Source organism: Nitrincola tapanii (genome assembly GCF_008368715.1).
In the GTDB taxonomy this organism is placed as follows: domain Bacteria; phylum Pseudomonadota; class Gammaproteobacteria; order Pseudomonadales; family Balneatricaceae; genus Nitrincola; species Nitrincola tapanii.
The window spans coordinates 155,735-171,439 of record NZ_SMRS01000007.1 but is presented as its reverse complement, the minus strand read 5'-3'; the positions used below and the strand labels follow the sequence as shown (position 1 = coordinate 171,439).

Annotated in this window: 12 protein-coding genes; 8 read left to right on the top strand and 4 right to left on the bottom strand. The window is 51.8% G+C overall.

What is annotated here, in order from left to right:
* Positions 1–5: 5 nt before the first annotated feature.
* From E1H14_RS10340 to E1H14_RS10305, 8 genes are all read left to right on the top strand, one after another.
* Positions 6–731, top strand: a complete 726-nt coding sequence (locus E1H14_RS10340; RefSeq protein WP_149391396.1) for a hypothetical protein — start codon at positions 6–8, stop codon at positions 729–731.
* Positions 721–2,205: a putative bifunctional diguanylate cyclase/phosphodiesterase gene (locus E1H14_RS10335; protein ID WP_149391395.1), complete on the top strand. Its 1,485-nt coding sequence runs from the start codon at positions 721–723 to the stop codon at positions 2,203–2,205. The genes E1H14_RS10340 and E1H14_RS10335 overlap by 11 nt, the downstream gene beginning before the upstream one ends.
* Positions 2,206–2,376: 171 nt before the next feature.
* Positions 2,377–4,005 (top strand): methyl-accepting chemotaxis protein, encoded by a 1,629-nt coding sequence (locus E1H14_RS10330; RefSeq protein ID WP_149391394.1) that lies wholly within the window; start codon positions 2,377–2,379, stop codon positions 4,003–4,005.
* Between the two features lie 101 nt (positions 4,006–4,106).
* Positions 4,107–7,244, top strand: a complete 3,138-nt coding sequence (locus E1H14_RS10325) for an EAL domain-containing protein (RefSeq protein ID WP_149391393.1) — start codon at positions 4,107–4,109, stop codon at positions 7,242–7,244.
* A 122-nt stretch (positions 7,245–7,366) separates the two neighbouring features.
* Positions 7,367–8,977 (top strand): sensor histidine kinase, encoded by a 1,611-nt coding sequence (locus tag E1H14_RS10320; protein WP_149391392.1) that lies wholly within the window; start codon positions 7,367–7,369, stop codon positions 8,975–8,977.
* Complete coding sequence (locus tag E1H14_RS10315; protein WP_149391391.1) at positions 8,974–10,311, top strand: sensor histidine kinase; 1,338 nt, start codon at positions 8,974–8,976, stop codon at positions 10,309–10,311. The genes E1H14_RS10320 and E1H14_RS10315 overlap by 4 nt, the downstream gene beginning before the upstream one ends.
* Complete coding sequence (locus tag E1H14_RS10310) at positions 10,308–10,769, top strand: response regulator (protein ID WP_149391390.1); 462 nt, start codon at positions 10,308–10,310, stop codon at positions 10,767–10,769. The genes E1H14_RS10315 and E1H14_RS10310 overlap by 4 nt, the downstream gene beginning before the upstream one ends.
* The gene (locus tag E1H14_RS10305) at positions 10,766–12,061 is read left to right on the top strand and encodes a diguanylate cyclase (protein ID WP_149391389.1); all 1,296 of its coding nucleotides are present in this window, start codon (positions 10,766–10,768) and stop codon (positions 12,059–12,061) included. Before E1H14_RS10310 ends, E1H14_RS10305 begins: the two co-directional genes overlap by 4 nt.
* A 22-nt stretch (positions 12,062–12,083) precedes the next feature.
* Here E1H14_RS10305 and E1H14_RS10300 read toward each other — a convergent pair whose 3' ends face one another.
* Genes E1H14_RS10300 through E1H14_RS10285 form a run of 4 tightly spaced genes read right to left on the bottom strand, consistent with a single transcriptional unit; the run spans position 12,084 to position 15,705 of the window.
* Positions 12,084–12,779: a GntR family transcriptional regulator gene (locus tag E1H14_RS10300; RefSeq protein ID WP_200834090.1), complete on the bottom strand. Its 696-nt coding sequence runs from the start codon at positions 12,777–12,779 to the stop codon at positions 12,084–12,086.
* Between the two features lie 49 nt (positions 12,780–12,828).
* On the bottom strand, positions 12,829–13,797 hold the full coding sequence (locus E1H14_RS10295) for an ABC transporter ATP-binding protein (protein WP_149391388.1): 969 nt from the start codon (positions 13,795–13,797) through the stop codon (positions 12,829–12,831).
* Positions 13,781–14,809, bottom strand: a complete 1,029-nt coding sequence (locus E1H14_RS10290) for an ABC transporter ATP-binding protein (RefSeq protein WP_149391387.1) — start codon at positions 14,807–14,809, stop codon at positions 13,781–13,783. Before E1H14_RS10290 ends, E1H14_RS10295 begins: the two co-directional genes overlap by 17 nt.
* 5 nt (positions 14,810–14,814) lie before the next feature.
* On the bottom strand, positions 14,815–15,705 hold the full coding sequence (locus tag E1H14_RS10285; RefSeq protein ID WP_235017440.1) for an ABC transporter permease: 891 nt from the start codon (positions 15,703–15,705) through the stop codon (positions 14,815–14,817).

The following is a 15,705-nucleotide window of genomic DNA, read 5'->3' as shown; positions in this document are numbered from 1 at the left end:
CACATATGGATATTCATAAAGAATTGTTAAGCAAAGCCTTTTTAGAACTCTGCCTGGAAAGTCTCGATCGCATCCAGCAGGGATTGGAAAGTATTCAGGGCAATGAATTTGTCCAGCTCAATTTTGCTGCCACCCTAAAAGAAGTGGAAACCATCAAGTATTGGTCTGATAGCTTTGGCCTGCATGAAGTGTGTCTGCTAATGCAACCCCTGGAAAAATCACTACAGCGGATTCGCCAACGTAATGCGATGGATAGATTAAATTACCACTTTCTACTGCAGTGTTTTCATAAGTTGAAAAACCTACTGCAGTGTTATCTAAGCGGACAGGTTCCACAGGAGCCTTTTAAGGCCGAAGTGAAAGCGGCTCTCTATCAGCTTTTTGAACTCAATCTGGAGCGCTGCTTGGTCAGCCGCTTTTCTGCCTTACCGACCCCGATACAAGCGGCTCAGGAGGCCACGCCGATCAACTATTACGCGATCTATATCACCTCCTGTGCTGATTTTTTTCAGAATCCCGATCCCTTTGAGCTTTTGGAAAATTCACTCTTAAGCCTGGCGCTGGAGATACAGCATCAGCGTTTATCGGGCATCTCCGCCTGTTGGCGTTTGAGCACCCATGCCGATGCCTTACAACTCAATCAACTCATTGGGTTTTGCTGCAATCTGCAAGATGTTGAGATACACACACTCGACGCTTGGTATTCAGAAGGAATAAAAAATGGCCCTTGAAATCAGTCTATTGCTGGGCGGCTGGTTGAGCTTGACCTACTGGATGCATCGTCGGCATCGGCACTCAATCCGCCAGATCGAATCCCGTCATGCACACACACGCCAGGTCCTGGAAGAGGCTCACAATGAGCTCAAGCGCCTGCATAATTTTGATGCGATTACTCAGCTGGCCAATCGTAATCTATTCAATCGCACTCTCAATCGCCAGATGCTGAAAGCAGTTAAACAGCACAAGCAATTAGCCGTTATCTTTATTGATCTGGATGGTTTTAAACGTGTGAATTCCCGTTTTGGGCATGAAACCGGTGACCAGCTTCTGAGATTTCTCGCCCAACCTCTGGCCGAAGTGTTACCCGAACCGGCATTACTGGCGCGCATAGGCGGGGATGAATTCGCAGCGGTGATTCCAGATTTAGAGGATAAAGACGAGATTCAACCGCTGTTGCATGCGTTGTTACGTGCCGCACGCACTCCCTTTGAATATCACGGCCATCGCTTGCACCTAAGCGCCAGCATTGGCCTGACGTTTTATCCCCAGGATGACGAGGTGGATGCCGATCAACTGCTACGCCAAGCCGATCAAGCGATGTATGCCGCCAAAATCGCAGGTAAAAACCGTTGTATGGTGTTTAACTCCTCTGAAGATAAACATCTTCGCGGGCATAATGAGCTGCTGGAGCAGCTGCGCAGAGCCATCGACCTCAGTGAGCTGGTGCTGTTTTATCAACCGAAAGTGAATATGCGTAGCGGCCAAGTCATCGGTATGGAAGCGCTGATTCGCTGGCAACATCCCGAGAAGGGTTTATTGGCGCCAGCCTATTTCCTGCCAGTGATCGAAAATCATCCTTTGAGTATTGCCCTCGGTGAATGGGTGATTTCGCAAGCGCTGCACCAGCATCAACTCTGGCTCAAGACCGGTTTTTATCTCCCCATCAGTGTGAATATTTCCGGTTACCATCTGCAGCAAGCCGATTTTACCGAGCGTCTGAAGCACCTACTTGGGCTTTTTCCCAAGGTCAAAGCCGGTGCCTTGGAGATCGAGATACTGGAAACCGTGGCCCTTGAAGACATCAAGCGTGTCACTGAAACCCTGAATGCCTGCCGTAAAATGGGGGTGAACTTTGCTTTAGATGATTTTGGCACCGGATATTCCTCACTCACCTACCTGCGCCATCTGCCCACTCAAGTCTTAAAGATCGATCAATCCTTTGTTCGGGGTATGTTGCAAGATGCTGAGGATTTTTCGATTCTGGAAGGCATTTTTGGCTTAAGCCTGGCATTTGATCGTGAATTGATTGCCGAGGGGGTCGCCAGTGAAGCCCATGGCTGCAAGCTGCTGGAAATGGGCTGCGAGCTAGGCCAGGGTTATGCCATCGCCAAACCTATGCCAGCAGAAGCGATACAGGCTTGGGTAGAAGAGTGGAAACCTCCCACCTCCTGGACGCAAACACAAAAGCTGACGCGTTGTTATTAATCAACCACTCTTCTCAGCTCAACACCTTGCCAGAAAGGTGTTTGTTCCTGCAGATGTTTCTGACAAAGGTCAAAGATCATACAAATATGTACTTTCGCGGCTAGACAGGCTCTTCAGACTCGGTAAGATGACGTTCATCACTTCTTAACAATTATAAAGAGCTAGTTTTAAATGAGTATATTGCAACGTCTGTATCTCGGCTTTGGCCTGCTCCTCGGTTTGTTAGTCATCGTTACCCTTATCGGTGTTGTCAAAGTCGGCCTGATTGATGCCACCATGACGCAAGTGAGTGACGTCGACAGTCGTAAACAACGCTTTGCCATCAACTTTCGCGGCAGTGTGCATGATCGTGCCATCTCTCTGCGTGATGCTGTGTTGACTCAAAATCCACAAGAGCGCCGTGCCCATCTCGCTGAAATTCAGCGCTTAGATGAGTTTTATCAGGACTCCGCACAACAAATGGATGCGCTGTTTGCCCAACGCCATCTGGTCAGCGCACAAGAGATCGAGTTGCTAAACGCCATCAAAACGATTGAGAACACCACTCTAGCGGCCACCGAGCGCACACTGAATCTGCTCGCCGCCGAACGTATCAACGAAGCGAAAGAGCATCTCCTCTATCAATCCTCTAAGGGCTATACCGACTGGTTAGCCGCGATCAATGCCTTTATTGACTACCAGGAAGCCTCGATCCAAACCGGCGTGAAGTTTGTACGCAGTGAAAGTAGCGGCTTTAAAAGCCTGATGCTTGGCGTCACCGGTTTTGCACTGGTCTTAGGGGTGTTTATTGCCTACCGCTTAATTCGACGCATGCGCCTAACCCTAGGCGGAGAGCCGGAAGTCGCGGCGCGCCTGATCCGCCAATTTGCCGCCGGAGATCTCTCGGTGCGCGTGGATCAGGCACCGAAAGACAGCATGATGGGGGCCGTTGCCACCCTGACCCAACAGCTCTCTAACATGATGCGCCATATCGGCCAAACCTCTGGGCGTTTAGCGCTGTCTGCTGCCGACATGGCCTCCACCGCGCAACGAAACCAGCAGTTGGTTGAGCGCCAGAAAGAGGAAACCTTCCACGGTGCCTCAGCCGTGAATCAGATGTCTTCGACCGTGCATGAAGTGGCCAGCCATACCCTGCAAGCGGCTCAACTGGCGAAAACAGCGGATGATGAAACCCAGTCGGGCAATCAGGAGGTGGCGCGCACCCTGAGTACCATCAGTGAATTGGCGCAAAGTGTTGAAGAAGCGACCGTCGTGATCCAGCAACTCTCAGCCGACAGCCGTGAAATCGGCAGTGTGGTTGAAGTGATCGCGAATATCGCGGAGCAAACCAACTTGTTGGCACTGAATGCTGCTATTGAAGCAGCACGTGCCGGTGAACAGGGGCGTGGATTTGCAGTCGTAGCCGATGAGGTGCGTGCCCTGGCCAGTCGCACGAAAGAATCCACAGGCAACATTCAAAGCCTGATTGAGAAGACACAATCCCAAACCGGCACAGCGGTCAACGTGATGGAAAAAGGTCGTCAGAAAGCGATGATCTGTGTCGAGCAAGCGGAACGTGCCGGCCACTCGTTACAGGTGATTAGCCAATCGGTTTCTGCGATCAATGATATGAACACTCGTATTGCCAGTGCCGCTGAAGAACAATCGGCTGTCGCCAGTGAGATCAATCAGAACTTTGAGCGCATTACTCATGCGTCCGAGCAAGCCCTGCAGGGATCCGATCAAATCGCACACCTCAGCCAGGATCTCAGTCGTTTGGCACAGGATCTGGAAAATTCAATCAAACAGTTCCGTTTTTGAATCCAGATCAAGAGTTTTACTCAATAGATTAGCGCTTTGGTCGCCACTATCTACACTAAGCTACACTAAGTAAAACGAGAAACTGAAATGGATAGTGGCTGATGGTACGCCGCAGACTCTGCAACTTACTGCTAAGGCTTGTCTGTCTTGCTTGTTTACCGCTGACCAGCTGGGCAGCGGTGACTCCCGTGCATATTGCCGTTCTAGCGTTTCGACCGGCTGAACAGGTCGAAGCGCAATGGCGTCCACTGGCGGAAGCCTTGACCGCTACCTATCCCGAATATGAATTTCATCTCCACTCGTACAACTACCCCGAACTGAATCAAGCCGTAGCCCGACGTAGCGTGGATTTTGTGCTGACCAATCCCGCGCACTATGTGTTCTTAGCCCAACGTTTTCAATTACCCGACCCACTGGCCACTTTGATTAACCTTGAGGGCGGTCAACCGGTCACACAATTTGGTGGGGTGATTGTGCGCTTAGCTGAGCGCACGGATATTCAGCGCCTGGATCAGCTTGAAGGCTTGACCATCGCCGCCGTCTCGGTTGAATCACTCGGAGGCTATCTGACCCAAGCCTACGAACTGCTCAAACAAGGCATCAATCCCAGCCACCAAGTGAATACCCGAGCCACGGGGATGCCACATGACCGTGTGATCGAAGCCCTTCTGGCGGGAGAAGCTGATGTCGGCTTTATTCGTACCGGCCTAATCGAGCGCATGATCGCGGAGGGGCGCTTAGATGCTCATGCCCTGACCCTACTGAATCCACAAGAACCCGATCGTTTTCCCAGTCGCTACTCAACCGCCCTCTATCCCGAATGGCCGATCACTGCGCTGGCACATGTTGAGGGGGATATTCAACGCAAGGTTCTGCGCTTTTTACTCGCCACCACCGAAAATCCTGAACTCCAAGCACAGATTCAATTTGGTGGATTTGATATTGCCGCAGATTACTCGGCGATCTACAAATTATTACGCGATCTGAAGTTCCCCCCCTTTGATGAAGTTGAACCGATCAGCCTGCATCAGATCTGGGAAAACTATGCCCAGACGCTGGTGATCATACTTGGCAGTACACTCCTGCTGTTTGCGCTTTTGATCGTCTATCTCCTTGGACTCACTCGGCGTTTGCGCTGGGAACAACGCTTGGTGACAGAGCAGTCCGGTGTTTTAAAAGAGAATGCCGATCAACTGCGCCTCGCCAGCCAGGTGTTTACCCATGCCAACGAAGGGATTGTCATCGCTAACCCTGCCGGAGAGCTGGTCGAAGTCAATCAAGCCTTCTGCCAATTGACCGGTTATCCGGAAGCGGAGTGGTTAGATAAACCCCCAGAACCCCATAGCTTTGCACCCGCTCAAGTCGAATTTATTCAACCCATCTGGGAGCATTTTGGCCAGCGGGGTCACTGGCAGGGCGAGGTCAGTGGTCAATGTAAGGACGGTGCTCGGCGTTGTTTCCGCCTAAGCATCAATGGCGTGGAAAACCCAGACAAGGATCAACGCCATGTGATTGCCATTTTCAGTGACATCACCGCACAAAAGCACTATCAACAGCAACTGGAGCAGATGGCACATTTTGACGCTCTGACGCTGTTGCCTAATCGTGTTCTGCTCGCAGACCGTCTGAATCAAGCGATGGTTTTCTGCCAAAGGCATCAACGGGTGCTGGCCGTGATTTATATCGACCTCGATGGTTTTAAAGAGGTCAACGATACCTATGGCCACAGCCTCGGTGATCAACTGCTGCAAGCTTTAGCCACCCGCATGAAACAGACCCTACGCCGTGAAGATACCCTCTCCAGAATCGGGGGGGATGAGTTTGTTGCAGTGCTGACGGAATTCAGCAACGTGCATGAGTGCACGCAGATTCTCAATCGTTTGTTAGAAATCTGCTCTTCGCCGATCATGTGTGAACATCATCGCATGCAAGTCTCGGCCAGCCTCGGCGTGACCTTTTATCCGCAGGATGAAGAGGTGGAAGCCGATCAGCTGTTACGCCAAGCCGACCAAGCCATGTATAACGCCAAGCTGAACGGTAAGAATCGATACCATATTTATGACGCCGAACACGATCGTAACGTGCGGGGTTATCATCAATCGCTGGTGGAAATCAGCCAGGCACTCGAAGATGGCCAGTTTGTACTCTACTACCAGCCTAAGGTGAATTTACGCAGTGGCGAGTTGCTGGGGGTGGAGGCTTTGATCCGTTGGCAACACCCTGAACGCGGTCTCTTATCCCCCTTCCATTTCCTGCCGGTGATTGAAAACCATGCTTTATCGATAGAGGTCGGTGAATGGGTCTTACGTGAAGCGATGCAGCAGTACGGTGATTGGCTGCAGCAAGGGCAGGATATCGCCATCAGCGTGAATATCAGTGCTTATCAGCTGCAGCAATACAACTTCACGGAACGTTTATTCAGTATCTTCAACGAGTTTCCGCAGGTCCCGCGCTCACGTATTGAGATCGAGATTCTGGAAACCAGTGCTTTCCATGATCTGCAAAAAACCTCTGAAATTATTCGCCATTGCAACAGCAAGGGCGTCGAATTTGCCCTGGATGATTTTGGCACCGGCTACTCCTCTTTGGCCTATTTACGCCACCTGCCGGTGAAAACCTTAAAAATCGACCAAACCTTTGTTATGGACATGCTCGATGATCCAGAGGATTTTGCGATTATGGAGGGGATTTATGGCCTAGGGATCGCTTTCCAGCGCGAAATCCTGGCTGAAGGGGTGGAAACGGAAGCGCATGGCAAGATGCTGTTACAACTCGGCTGTGAAATGGCTCAGGGTTATGCCATTGCCCGCCCGATGCCGGCCAAGGGTTTGTTACCCTGGTTCGCGCAGTGGCAGCCCTTTGCCTCTTGGCAAAACACCCCTACGCTGGAGCGCGATGATCTTTCCCTGCTCTATGCCGGTGTTGAGCATCGACACTGGATCAAACAACTCGAGGCCTATCTGGCCGGGCATCACCAACATCCTCCGGAAATGCACGCCGGCGCCTGTCGTTTTGGCCATTGGTTAAAACAGAAGCTGAAACAGGCCCCTGCAGTAGCCATCTACACAAGACTGCAGCAACATCATCTGCGTTTACATGAGTCTGCACAGAAACTCTGCCAACTGGCCAGCACACAAGCGCCTGAGCTTGGCCCTTGGCAAGAAACGTTCAATCAAGAAGCACGCGCCCTCACCGATCTTTTGGAACAATTATTAGCCGAGACCGATCCACGGGTTTAAACCTCATCCCCCTGAGGGCTTGATGAAGATCACAAATTGTATCGGAAATGTATCCTGCACTTTGGGGCTTGCGAGGGCTGCTGTTATGATGAAGGCTCATTAAGGTGTTGTGAGCTTAGTTTATGCGGCCTGATTCTGTTGCTCAGTTATCCACCCCACTCTCTATTGAGTCGCTTGCCAGCCATTTACCGGGCGTTATCTACCAATACCAACTCTTTCCTGATGGCCACTCCTGCTTTCCTTATGCCAGTGCGGGGCTGAAGCGTATTTATGGAATCGCGCCTGAAGAGGTCGTGGAGGACGCTCAAGCGATCTTCACACGCATCCATCCAGATGATCGAAGCAAAGTCAGTGAAAGCATTCAGGCTTCGGCCACTCATCTCAGTGAATGGCACTGCCGTTATCGTGCCTACTCGGGGGATCAACGCTTCATTTGGGTGGAAGGACGCGCAACCCCGCAACGTTTAGAGGATGGCTCGATTCTCTGGCACGGTTTTATCTCAGATATCAGCCATCAACAAGAGATTGAAGACACTCTCGCCCAAGAACGTGATGCCTTGCTGCAATTAAAAAACCTGCTGGAGAATGAACGTCAAAGCTTACTCAATATTCTCTGGGGAACAGGCGTCGGTACCTGGGAATGGAATGTACAAACGGGTGAAACACGCTTTAACCAACGCTGGGCGCAGATGATTGGTTATCGCTTAGAGGAGATCAGCCCGACCACAATCGAAACCTGGATGCAGTTTGCACACCCAGAAGATTTAGCGCGATCAGAAGCAGCTCTTCTGCAGCATTTCAGTGGCGAGCGTGACCGCTATGAATGTGAAGCACGCATGCGCCATAAAGATGGACATTGGATCTGGGTGCTTGACCGTGGCCGAGTCATCTCTCGTACCCCTGAGGGCGCACCGGAATGGATGGCGGGCACTCACATGGAGATCACCGAATTTAAACAGGTCGAAGCCGAGCGCTTAGAAAAACAACACGCCCTGGAAGCCTCCAACGCCGAGTTAGAGCAGTTTGCCTATGCGGCCTCTCATGATCTACGTCAGCCGCTGCGTATGATCAGTTCCTACCTCCAGCTCATCGAACGGCGTTTGGCGGGCCAACTGGATGCCGAACTTGAGCAAATGATGCGCTTTACCACAGAAGGCGCTCAACGCCTGGATCAGATGCTGGTAGGCTTACTCGAATACTCACGTATTGGCCGTCGCGGTGAGCCCATGCAGGTGCTTTCCAGCCGCACCCTCCTCGAAGATGCTTTACACTTCTTACAACCGGAAATTGAACTCAGTCAGGCCAAGATCCACCCTAGCAGCAACCACTGGCCGATGATTTATGCCAGCCCCGATGAGATGACCCGTCTGTTTCAAAATCTGATCGGTAACGCCTTAAAATATACCGCCGCAGAGCAACCCCCTGTGATTCATATCGACTGCATTGCAGAGGCTCACTTCTGGCATTGGAAGATTTGTGATCAGGGTATCGGCCTGGAGCCTGAACAAATTCCACGTTTATTCCGTGTCTTTCAGCGTTTGCATCCGCGTGGCCAATATGAAGGACATGGCCTAGGGCTGGCTATCTGCAAAAAAATCATCGAGCGCCACGGTGGACGGATTGAGATTCACTCAAAAGGGGTGGGGCAGGGCTGTTGTGTGCACCTGTTTTTTCCCAAACACAAGCTCACCGAGCTCAACAGCAAGCATGCCTCTAAGGAACATTCTCTATGATCCTGCGGCGCCTTTTGATCACCCTGCTCTGCTGCCTAAGCGGTCACACCCTTTACGCAGCGGAAACATCGCGCCTGGCCGATAACTCTTTGCTCAGTTTTTTTGAGCAACATGACTCCATCATGCTAATGATTGATCCGCAGGACTCACGCATTCTCAAGGCCAATAAGGCTGCTGCCCGGTTTTATGGCTATAGCCAAAGCGCGTTAGAAAAGATGAGCATTAAGGAGATCAACACCCTAACCCCGGTGCAAATTGAAGAGGAGATGCAATTAGCCTTAAGTGAAGCGCGCAACTACTTTATCTTTCGCCATCGCTTAGCCGATGGTGAGATACGTACCGTGGAATCCCGCACCCGTCTCTATGCGATAGAGGGTAAGGAGCTGTTAGTTTCAGTGATTCATGACATCACCCCTGGGCGGGATCTGGATCAAGCCCTCTGGCACTATCAGGATCGCCTTGAAGCCAGAGTGCAAGAGCAAGTCGAACTTCTGGATAAAGAGCGCCAAACGCATCAACAACGCATCTATTTTGCTTTGGTGCTGCAAGGCGCATTGATTCTATTACTGGCCTTGATTTCCATCCGGCTCTTTTTCCTGAAAAGAGACAAACAGCGCCTGCTTAAGCAACAAACTCAAACCAATCGTGAACTGCAGCGCTTGAATGAAATTATGGCGCATCATTTCCAAGAGCCCTCACGACGCCTGGTCACCTATGCCCAGTTGCTGCAGCGTAAAGGCAGCTTTGATTATGACCCGGAAACTCGAACCGCCCTGGAATTCATGCAACAACAATCCTCGCGCTTAAACCTTCTGGTACATGATATTCAGCGCTTTCTGGCATTAAATGCTCCTCCCCCTAAAGCGGACTGGGTCTCCAGCCAAGAGATTCTGGATCTGTGTCTGGCGCGTTTTGAACCTCAACTTAAAAAGTGCTCGGCGCAGATTATCTGTGGCTCCCCACTCCCCGATGTATTTTTTCCCAGACGTTTTTTATCCCTGATCTTTGAAGTGCTGATCGAGAATGCCTGTCGTTACAGTCGCCCTCAAGTGGCCCTAAAACTGGAGATTCAATCTCGAACCGAAGGCGGCTGGGTACATTTTTATCTGCGCGATAATGGCCAAGGCATCGAAGCGGATTTTCGTGAAAAGGTGTTTGAGCTCTTTTACAGTCTGTCGGCCAAGACTGAATCGGATTCCAGTGGCATTGGCCTCACGCTGGCACGTAAAATACTGGCCCTCTATGGCGGTTGGATCCGGATCAACGATGCTAAACTGCCTAATGAAGAATCTGGTGTCTGCGTAGAGTTTGCGATTAAGGAGCCCATGCTATGAGAGTGCAATCACCCTTACACTTACTCCTAGTGGAGGATGACCCTGCCGATGCCTATCTGGTGCAACTGGCTCTAAAAGAATCCGGGCATCATCTCTCCTTACATCATGCGCAGGATGCACAGGAGGCTCTCCAGCTTTTACAGTCGCCTCATCTCGCCAGCGAGCGCTTTGCCCATCCAGATTTAATCCTGCTGGATCTCAACATGCCGCGTATGAATGGCTTGGAATTTCTGAAGAAAATCAAACAAAACTCGGCTTTAAAGGCCATCCCGGTCGTGATGCTCACCACCTCGGATGCCGAGAGTGATATTCAAGCCGCTTATCAACAAGGGGCTGCGGGTTATCTGGTCAAACCTGCAGACATGGATCTGTTTATTCGTCAAATCAAACAACTACTCGACTACTGGGCGCTCTTGGTTCATCTGCCCTCCGCTCCTGTACAAGGAGAGGCCTCATGACCGTTTCTGTTTATCCAGAGCTCAAGCTGACTCAGATTCATGTCTTACTCATCGAAGATGATCCAGGCGATGCTTTCCTGATTCAGCAGCAACTCCAGGAAAAGTCGGATACCCATTTTGTGCTTCATCCCGCCAGCTGCCTTAGTCAAGCCGGTGAGCTGCTTGCGCAACAGGACCGGCGCCCAGATGTCATTCTCTTAGATCTCAACCTACCCGATAGCTGGGGCATCACCTCGGTCGTGAAAGCCCGGGAACTGCTGGTCGACATCCCGATTGTGGTGTTAACCGGGGATAATGATTTCGATCTGATCACGGCCGCGATTGAAGCCGGTGCCGAAGATTATCTGCATAAAGGTGCGGAGGGCGGCTTAATTCGTAAAGCCCTGCGTTATGCCATCTTGCGCCACGAGCGTGACCGGAACGAACGCATCGCCATGACGGTGTTTAATCATGCCCGCGAGGGCATTATGGTCACCGATGCCCAAGAACGTATTTTGCATGTTAACCAAGCCTTTACCGATATTACCGGCTACTCAGCTGCAGAGGTTCTAGGCAAAACGCCACGCCTGCTGAACTCTGGCCACCATCCAGCCGAGTTTTTCCAAGCCCTGCACGCCACACTAGAGAGCCAAGGCCACTGGCAGGGCGAATTATGGAATCGGCATAAGGATGGCAGCCTATTTGTCGAACATATGACGGTCAGCGCGGTGCGGGATGCCTTCGGCCAAACCCTGCATTATGTCGGGTTGATTACCGATATTACCCAGAAAAAAGAGGATGAAGCACGCATCACTCGCTTAGCCTACTACGATGCGCTGACGGAGCTGCCAAACCGCTCTCTGTTTATGGATCGCTTACAACAGGCGCTGACCAGCGCCCGCCGTCATGCGCTCAATCTCGCCATCGTGTTTATTGATCTCGACGGCTTTAAAGCGATCAATGATCAATTCAGCCATGCCGCCGGTGATTATCTGCTGCAGCGTTTGGCACAACGCATGAAAGGCTGCCTGCGGGACGAGGACACCTTGGCCCGTTTGGCCGGAGATGAGTTTATTGCAATGTTATTTAATCCCAGCTCGCCAGAAGAAACCGAAGTGATCCTGGAGCGCTTACGCCAACAAATCTGCCGCAGTGTGCATTGGCAGGGACAGTCCCTCGAAGTCAGCGCCAGCCTAGGGGTGAAGTTCTTGGCGATGCATGAGTTTGCTGAGGCCGATCGCCTGGTGCATCTGGCGGATCAAGCGATGTATCAGGCCAAAAAATCGGGCAAGAACTGCGTGGTCTTTGCTTAAACCCTGAGTTACTGCGCAGGTTTTATCGCAACATTTCGGAAAACACCGATTCGATATCAAAATCCTCCTGATCCTCATCCTCAATTTTCAGCGATTTTTCGACATGATCCAGATGCTCAAGCATCAGATGACGGACCTGCGCAACATCCGCTGTACGGATCGCCTCCACGATCTCACTGTGCTCGTCGTCTTTGCAGGCTGAAGCATTGGGTGAGTCATAGAGGGAAATAATCAAACTGGACAGGGCCGTTAAACGGCGCATGATATCGGTAAACAGGCTATTCCCTGTCAGCTCCGCCAGCAAAAGATGAAACTCGCCGGTAAGCTGAGTCAAGCGCTCATGCTGGCCTTCTGCTCGCGCCTGAGCTTCATCCTGTAGATGCTGCTGCAAACGTGTGAGTACCGCTTCATCTGCCTTAAGCGCCAAGACTTCAACCACACTGACCTCCAAGGCACGCCGAGCTGCAAACACCTCCAAGGCATCTTTAGCACTCGGGCGTGTCACATAGGCACCATGATTGGGTTTCAGGGTGATAATACGATCCTGCGCCAAACGGAAAAATACTTCCCGCAAGCGGGTACGGCTCACACCAAAGACCCGGCACAAACGCTCTTCTGAGAGCTTTAACCCCGGCGGCAATTTTCGATGCGCAATCGCTGCGAACATCATGTCGTAGATGCTTTGGTTATCAGTCACTTTATTGGAGTTCGCTTTCACTCAAATTTTCCTCAATGCGTACACCCACCCTGCTGAGATTAACAGACTTCTAAGCCGATGTGTGTGCGATACAACGTGACCAACGCGCCGCTTGATGATCCACCGCGGGCAAAGGCAAGGAGCAGGCTTCTTGCGCATGTGGACAACGTGGCGCAAAGGCGCAGTCTTCCATGCGTCTGAGCAGTTGTGGCGGTGAACCTGGAATCGCCGGTAAGGGCTGATGACGATCCATTCCCGGATGCACCGTCGCGGCCAGCAAACCCTGTGTATAAGGATGCTGAGGATGTGACAAGACCTCTTGTACCGGGCCCTGCTCTATAATGCGACCGGCATACATCACCGCTGTACGATCCGCGACCTCGATCGCCACACCCACATCATGGGTGACAAAGATCATGCTCATACCCAATTCCCGCTGCAGCTCCTTGAGCAATAACAGCACCTGAATTTGTACGGTTGCATCTAGGGCGGTGGTGGGCTCATCGGCCAAGAGGATTTGCGGACGACAAGCCAAAGCCAAGGCAATCATCGCACGCTGGCGCATCCCGCCCGACATTTCATGAGGATAGGCTTTTAAGCGTTTGGCAGCAGAGGGAATACGCACCCGTTCCAGCATCTCCAAAGCCCGCTGACGCGCATCGGCCTGGCTACAGCCCTCATGCCGTCTGACCGCTTCGATGATTTGATCGCCAATGGTGAAGACCGGATCAAACGCCAACATGGGCTCTTGAAACACCATGGAGATGGTCTTGCCACGCAGCTTAGACAGCGCGCTCGATTTCATCGACAGCAGATCCTGTCCGGCCACCTGAATCTGTCCTGAAATCTGTGTTTTATGCTCAGGATGCAGGCGCATCAGGGATTTCATCGTGACACTTTTGCCACAGCCCGACTCGCCCAGAAGCGCCAAGGTTTCGCCAGGTGCCAGATCAAAACTGACATCCTGCACCGCATAGATAGGCCCCTCCTCGCCTTGAAAGGTGACATTGAGTTTTTTGACTTCAATGAGTGGTGTCATCCTGCACCTCCTGCAAAGCAATATAATGTTGATGACCAGCGCTCTGCGGCAGACGGAAACAAGCCGCTCGATGCTCCCCCTCTACACGAACTGTATCCGGTGTTTTTTCGGAGCAGATCGCACGTGCAAATTCGCAGCGTGGATGAAAACGACAACCCGATGGCGGGGCGATCGGATTGGGCGGATCGCCTTCTAAAACGATATAGTCTTTGCGTGTCCCCGGGGTTTGTGCCGGCACAGAGTTCAGCAAGGCACGCGTGTAGGGATGCGCCGACTGGCGATAAAGCTGCTCGACGGGCCCAGATTCCACCACCTGGCCTAAATACATCACCATGACGTCATCACTGATGTACTGCACCACATTTAAATCATGAGAGATAAACAGATAGGTCAGCCCGAGCTCTTTTTTCAGATCCGCCAAGAGATTTAACACCTGTGCCTGTACTGACTTATCCAGGGCAGAAACGGCTTCATCTAAAATAACGATCTCTGGTTGAATTGCCAAAGCACGTGCAATATTCACCCGCTGACGCTGACCACCCGAAAGCTCATGAGGATAACGGCGGATAAAAACACCCGGATTCAAGCCAACTCTCTCCAGAAGATCACGCGCCATCTGTCGTGCTTGTACCTCTTTCACACCGTGAATCCGGGGACCAAAGGCAATACTGTCCTCAATGGTCAAACGTGGATTGAGTGAGGCGTAGGAATCCTGAAACACCATCTGCATCTGTTTGCGCAGTTCTGACAGCGGATGGCGCCCGCCGATCTGACCATACTCTTTACCATGAATCAGGATACGTCCTTCATCCGGTTCAATCAGATGCATCAATAAGCGCGCGGTGGTGGATTTGCCACAGCCTGATTCACCGACGATGCCCAGTGTACGGCCCTTTTTAACGTCAAAACTGACCGATTCAACCGCATGTACCACCTGTGTAGGCCGTCCGAACAGATCCTTGCCCAGCGGAAAATATTTTTTTAAATCCTGAACCCGCAACACACTCGTCATGATGCTTACCTCTTAATATCCATGGCGCCACGTAACCCATCGGAAAGCAGGTTAAAGCAGAGTGACGTGATAAAAATCATCAAACCTGGCAGTACAGAGATCCAAGGTTGGATGTAGATCGATTGACGTAGGGTATTCAGCATCAGCCCCCACTCCGCGACTGGGGGCTTCACGCCCAGGCCAAGAAAACTTAAACCCGCCGCCAGAATCATGCAGACCGAAACCAAGCTAGTGGAATAGATAAACACCGGCCCCAACACATTGCCGAGAATATGCACGCGGATAATGGTCAAAGACCGAGCGCCAGAGGCACGCGCGGCATCCACAAAATCCAGGTTACGCACCGACGTGGTGACACTTTCCGCTACACGTGCGATCGGTGGAATAAACACCAGAGTCAGGGACAAGATGGCATTGATAAAACCCGCACCCAAGGCTCCGGAAATAGCGATCGCCAACAGCACTGCGGGAAACGCAAAAAAGACATCGGTGGTGCGCATGATCAAGGTATTGACCCAGCCGCCAAAGAAGCCGGCGAGCAAGCCCAGTGCGGTGCCGATCACAAAGGCGATAAAGACCGGCAGCAAGCCCATCAACAGGCTCATCTGCCCGCCGTACATCAATCGCGACAACATATCGCGACCCAATTCATCGGTCCCCAACCAGTGCCCCGGTGTGCCAATAGCGGACAAACGTTTCATCATAGTGCCCTGGCTCGGATCATAGGGCGCAATCCAGGGGGCGAACAGTGCAATCATCACCAGCACCAATAGAATACTGGCGCAAAACACCGAAACCTTATCCCGTTTCAGCCGCATCCAAACCGTGCTCCAGTAACCTCGGGAGATCGCGGCGGTTTCGGCCGCCAAAGCAAAGCTTTTCGCTTGAGTGCTCAT

Coding starts and splice junctions, on each gene's coding strand:
- E1H14_RS10340 (WP_149391396.1), top strand. CDS start 6: ATGGATATTCATAAAGAATTGTTAAGCAAAGCCTTTTTAGAACTCTGC.
- E1H14_RS10335 (WP_149391395.1), top strand. CDS start 721: ATGGCCCTTGAAATCAGTCTATTGCTGGGCGGCTGGTTGAGCTTGACC.
- E1H14_RS10330 (WP_149391394.1), top strand. CDS start 2,377: ATGAGTATATTGCAACGTCTGTATCTCGGCTTTGGCCTGCTCCTCGGT.
- E1H14_RS10325 (WP_149391393.1), top strand. CDS start 4,107: ATGGTACGCCGCAGACTCTGCAACTTACTGCTAAGGCTTGTCTGTCTT.
- E1H14_RS10320 (WP_149391392.1), top strand. CDS start 7,367: ATGCGGCCTGATTCTGTTGCTCAGTTATCCACCCCACTCTCTATTGAG.
- E1H14_RS10315 (WP_149391391.1), top strand. CDS start 8,974: ATGATCCTGCGGCGCCTTTTGATCACCCTGCTCTGCTGCCTAAGCGGT.
- E1H14_RS10310 (WP_149391390.1), top strand. CDS start 10,308: ATGAGAGTGCAATCACCCTTACACTTACTCCTAGTGGAGGATGACCCT.
- E1H14_RS10305 (WP_149391389.1), top strand. CDS start 10,766: ATGACCGTTTCTGTTTATCCAGAGCTCAAGCTGACTCAGATTCATGTC.
- E1H14_RS10295 (WP_149391388.1), bottom strand. CDS start 13,797: ATGACACCACTCATTGAAGTCAAAAAACTCAATGTCACCTTTCAAGGC.
- E1H14_RS10290 (WP_149391387.1), bottom strand. CDS start 14,809: ATGACGAGTGTGTTGCGGGTTCAGGATTTAAAAAAATATTTTCCGCTG.
- E1H14_RS10285 (WP_235017440.1), bottom strand. CDS start 15,705: ATGAGCACTCAAGCGAAAAGCTTTGCTTTGGCGGCCGAAACCGCCGCG.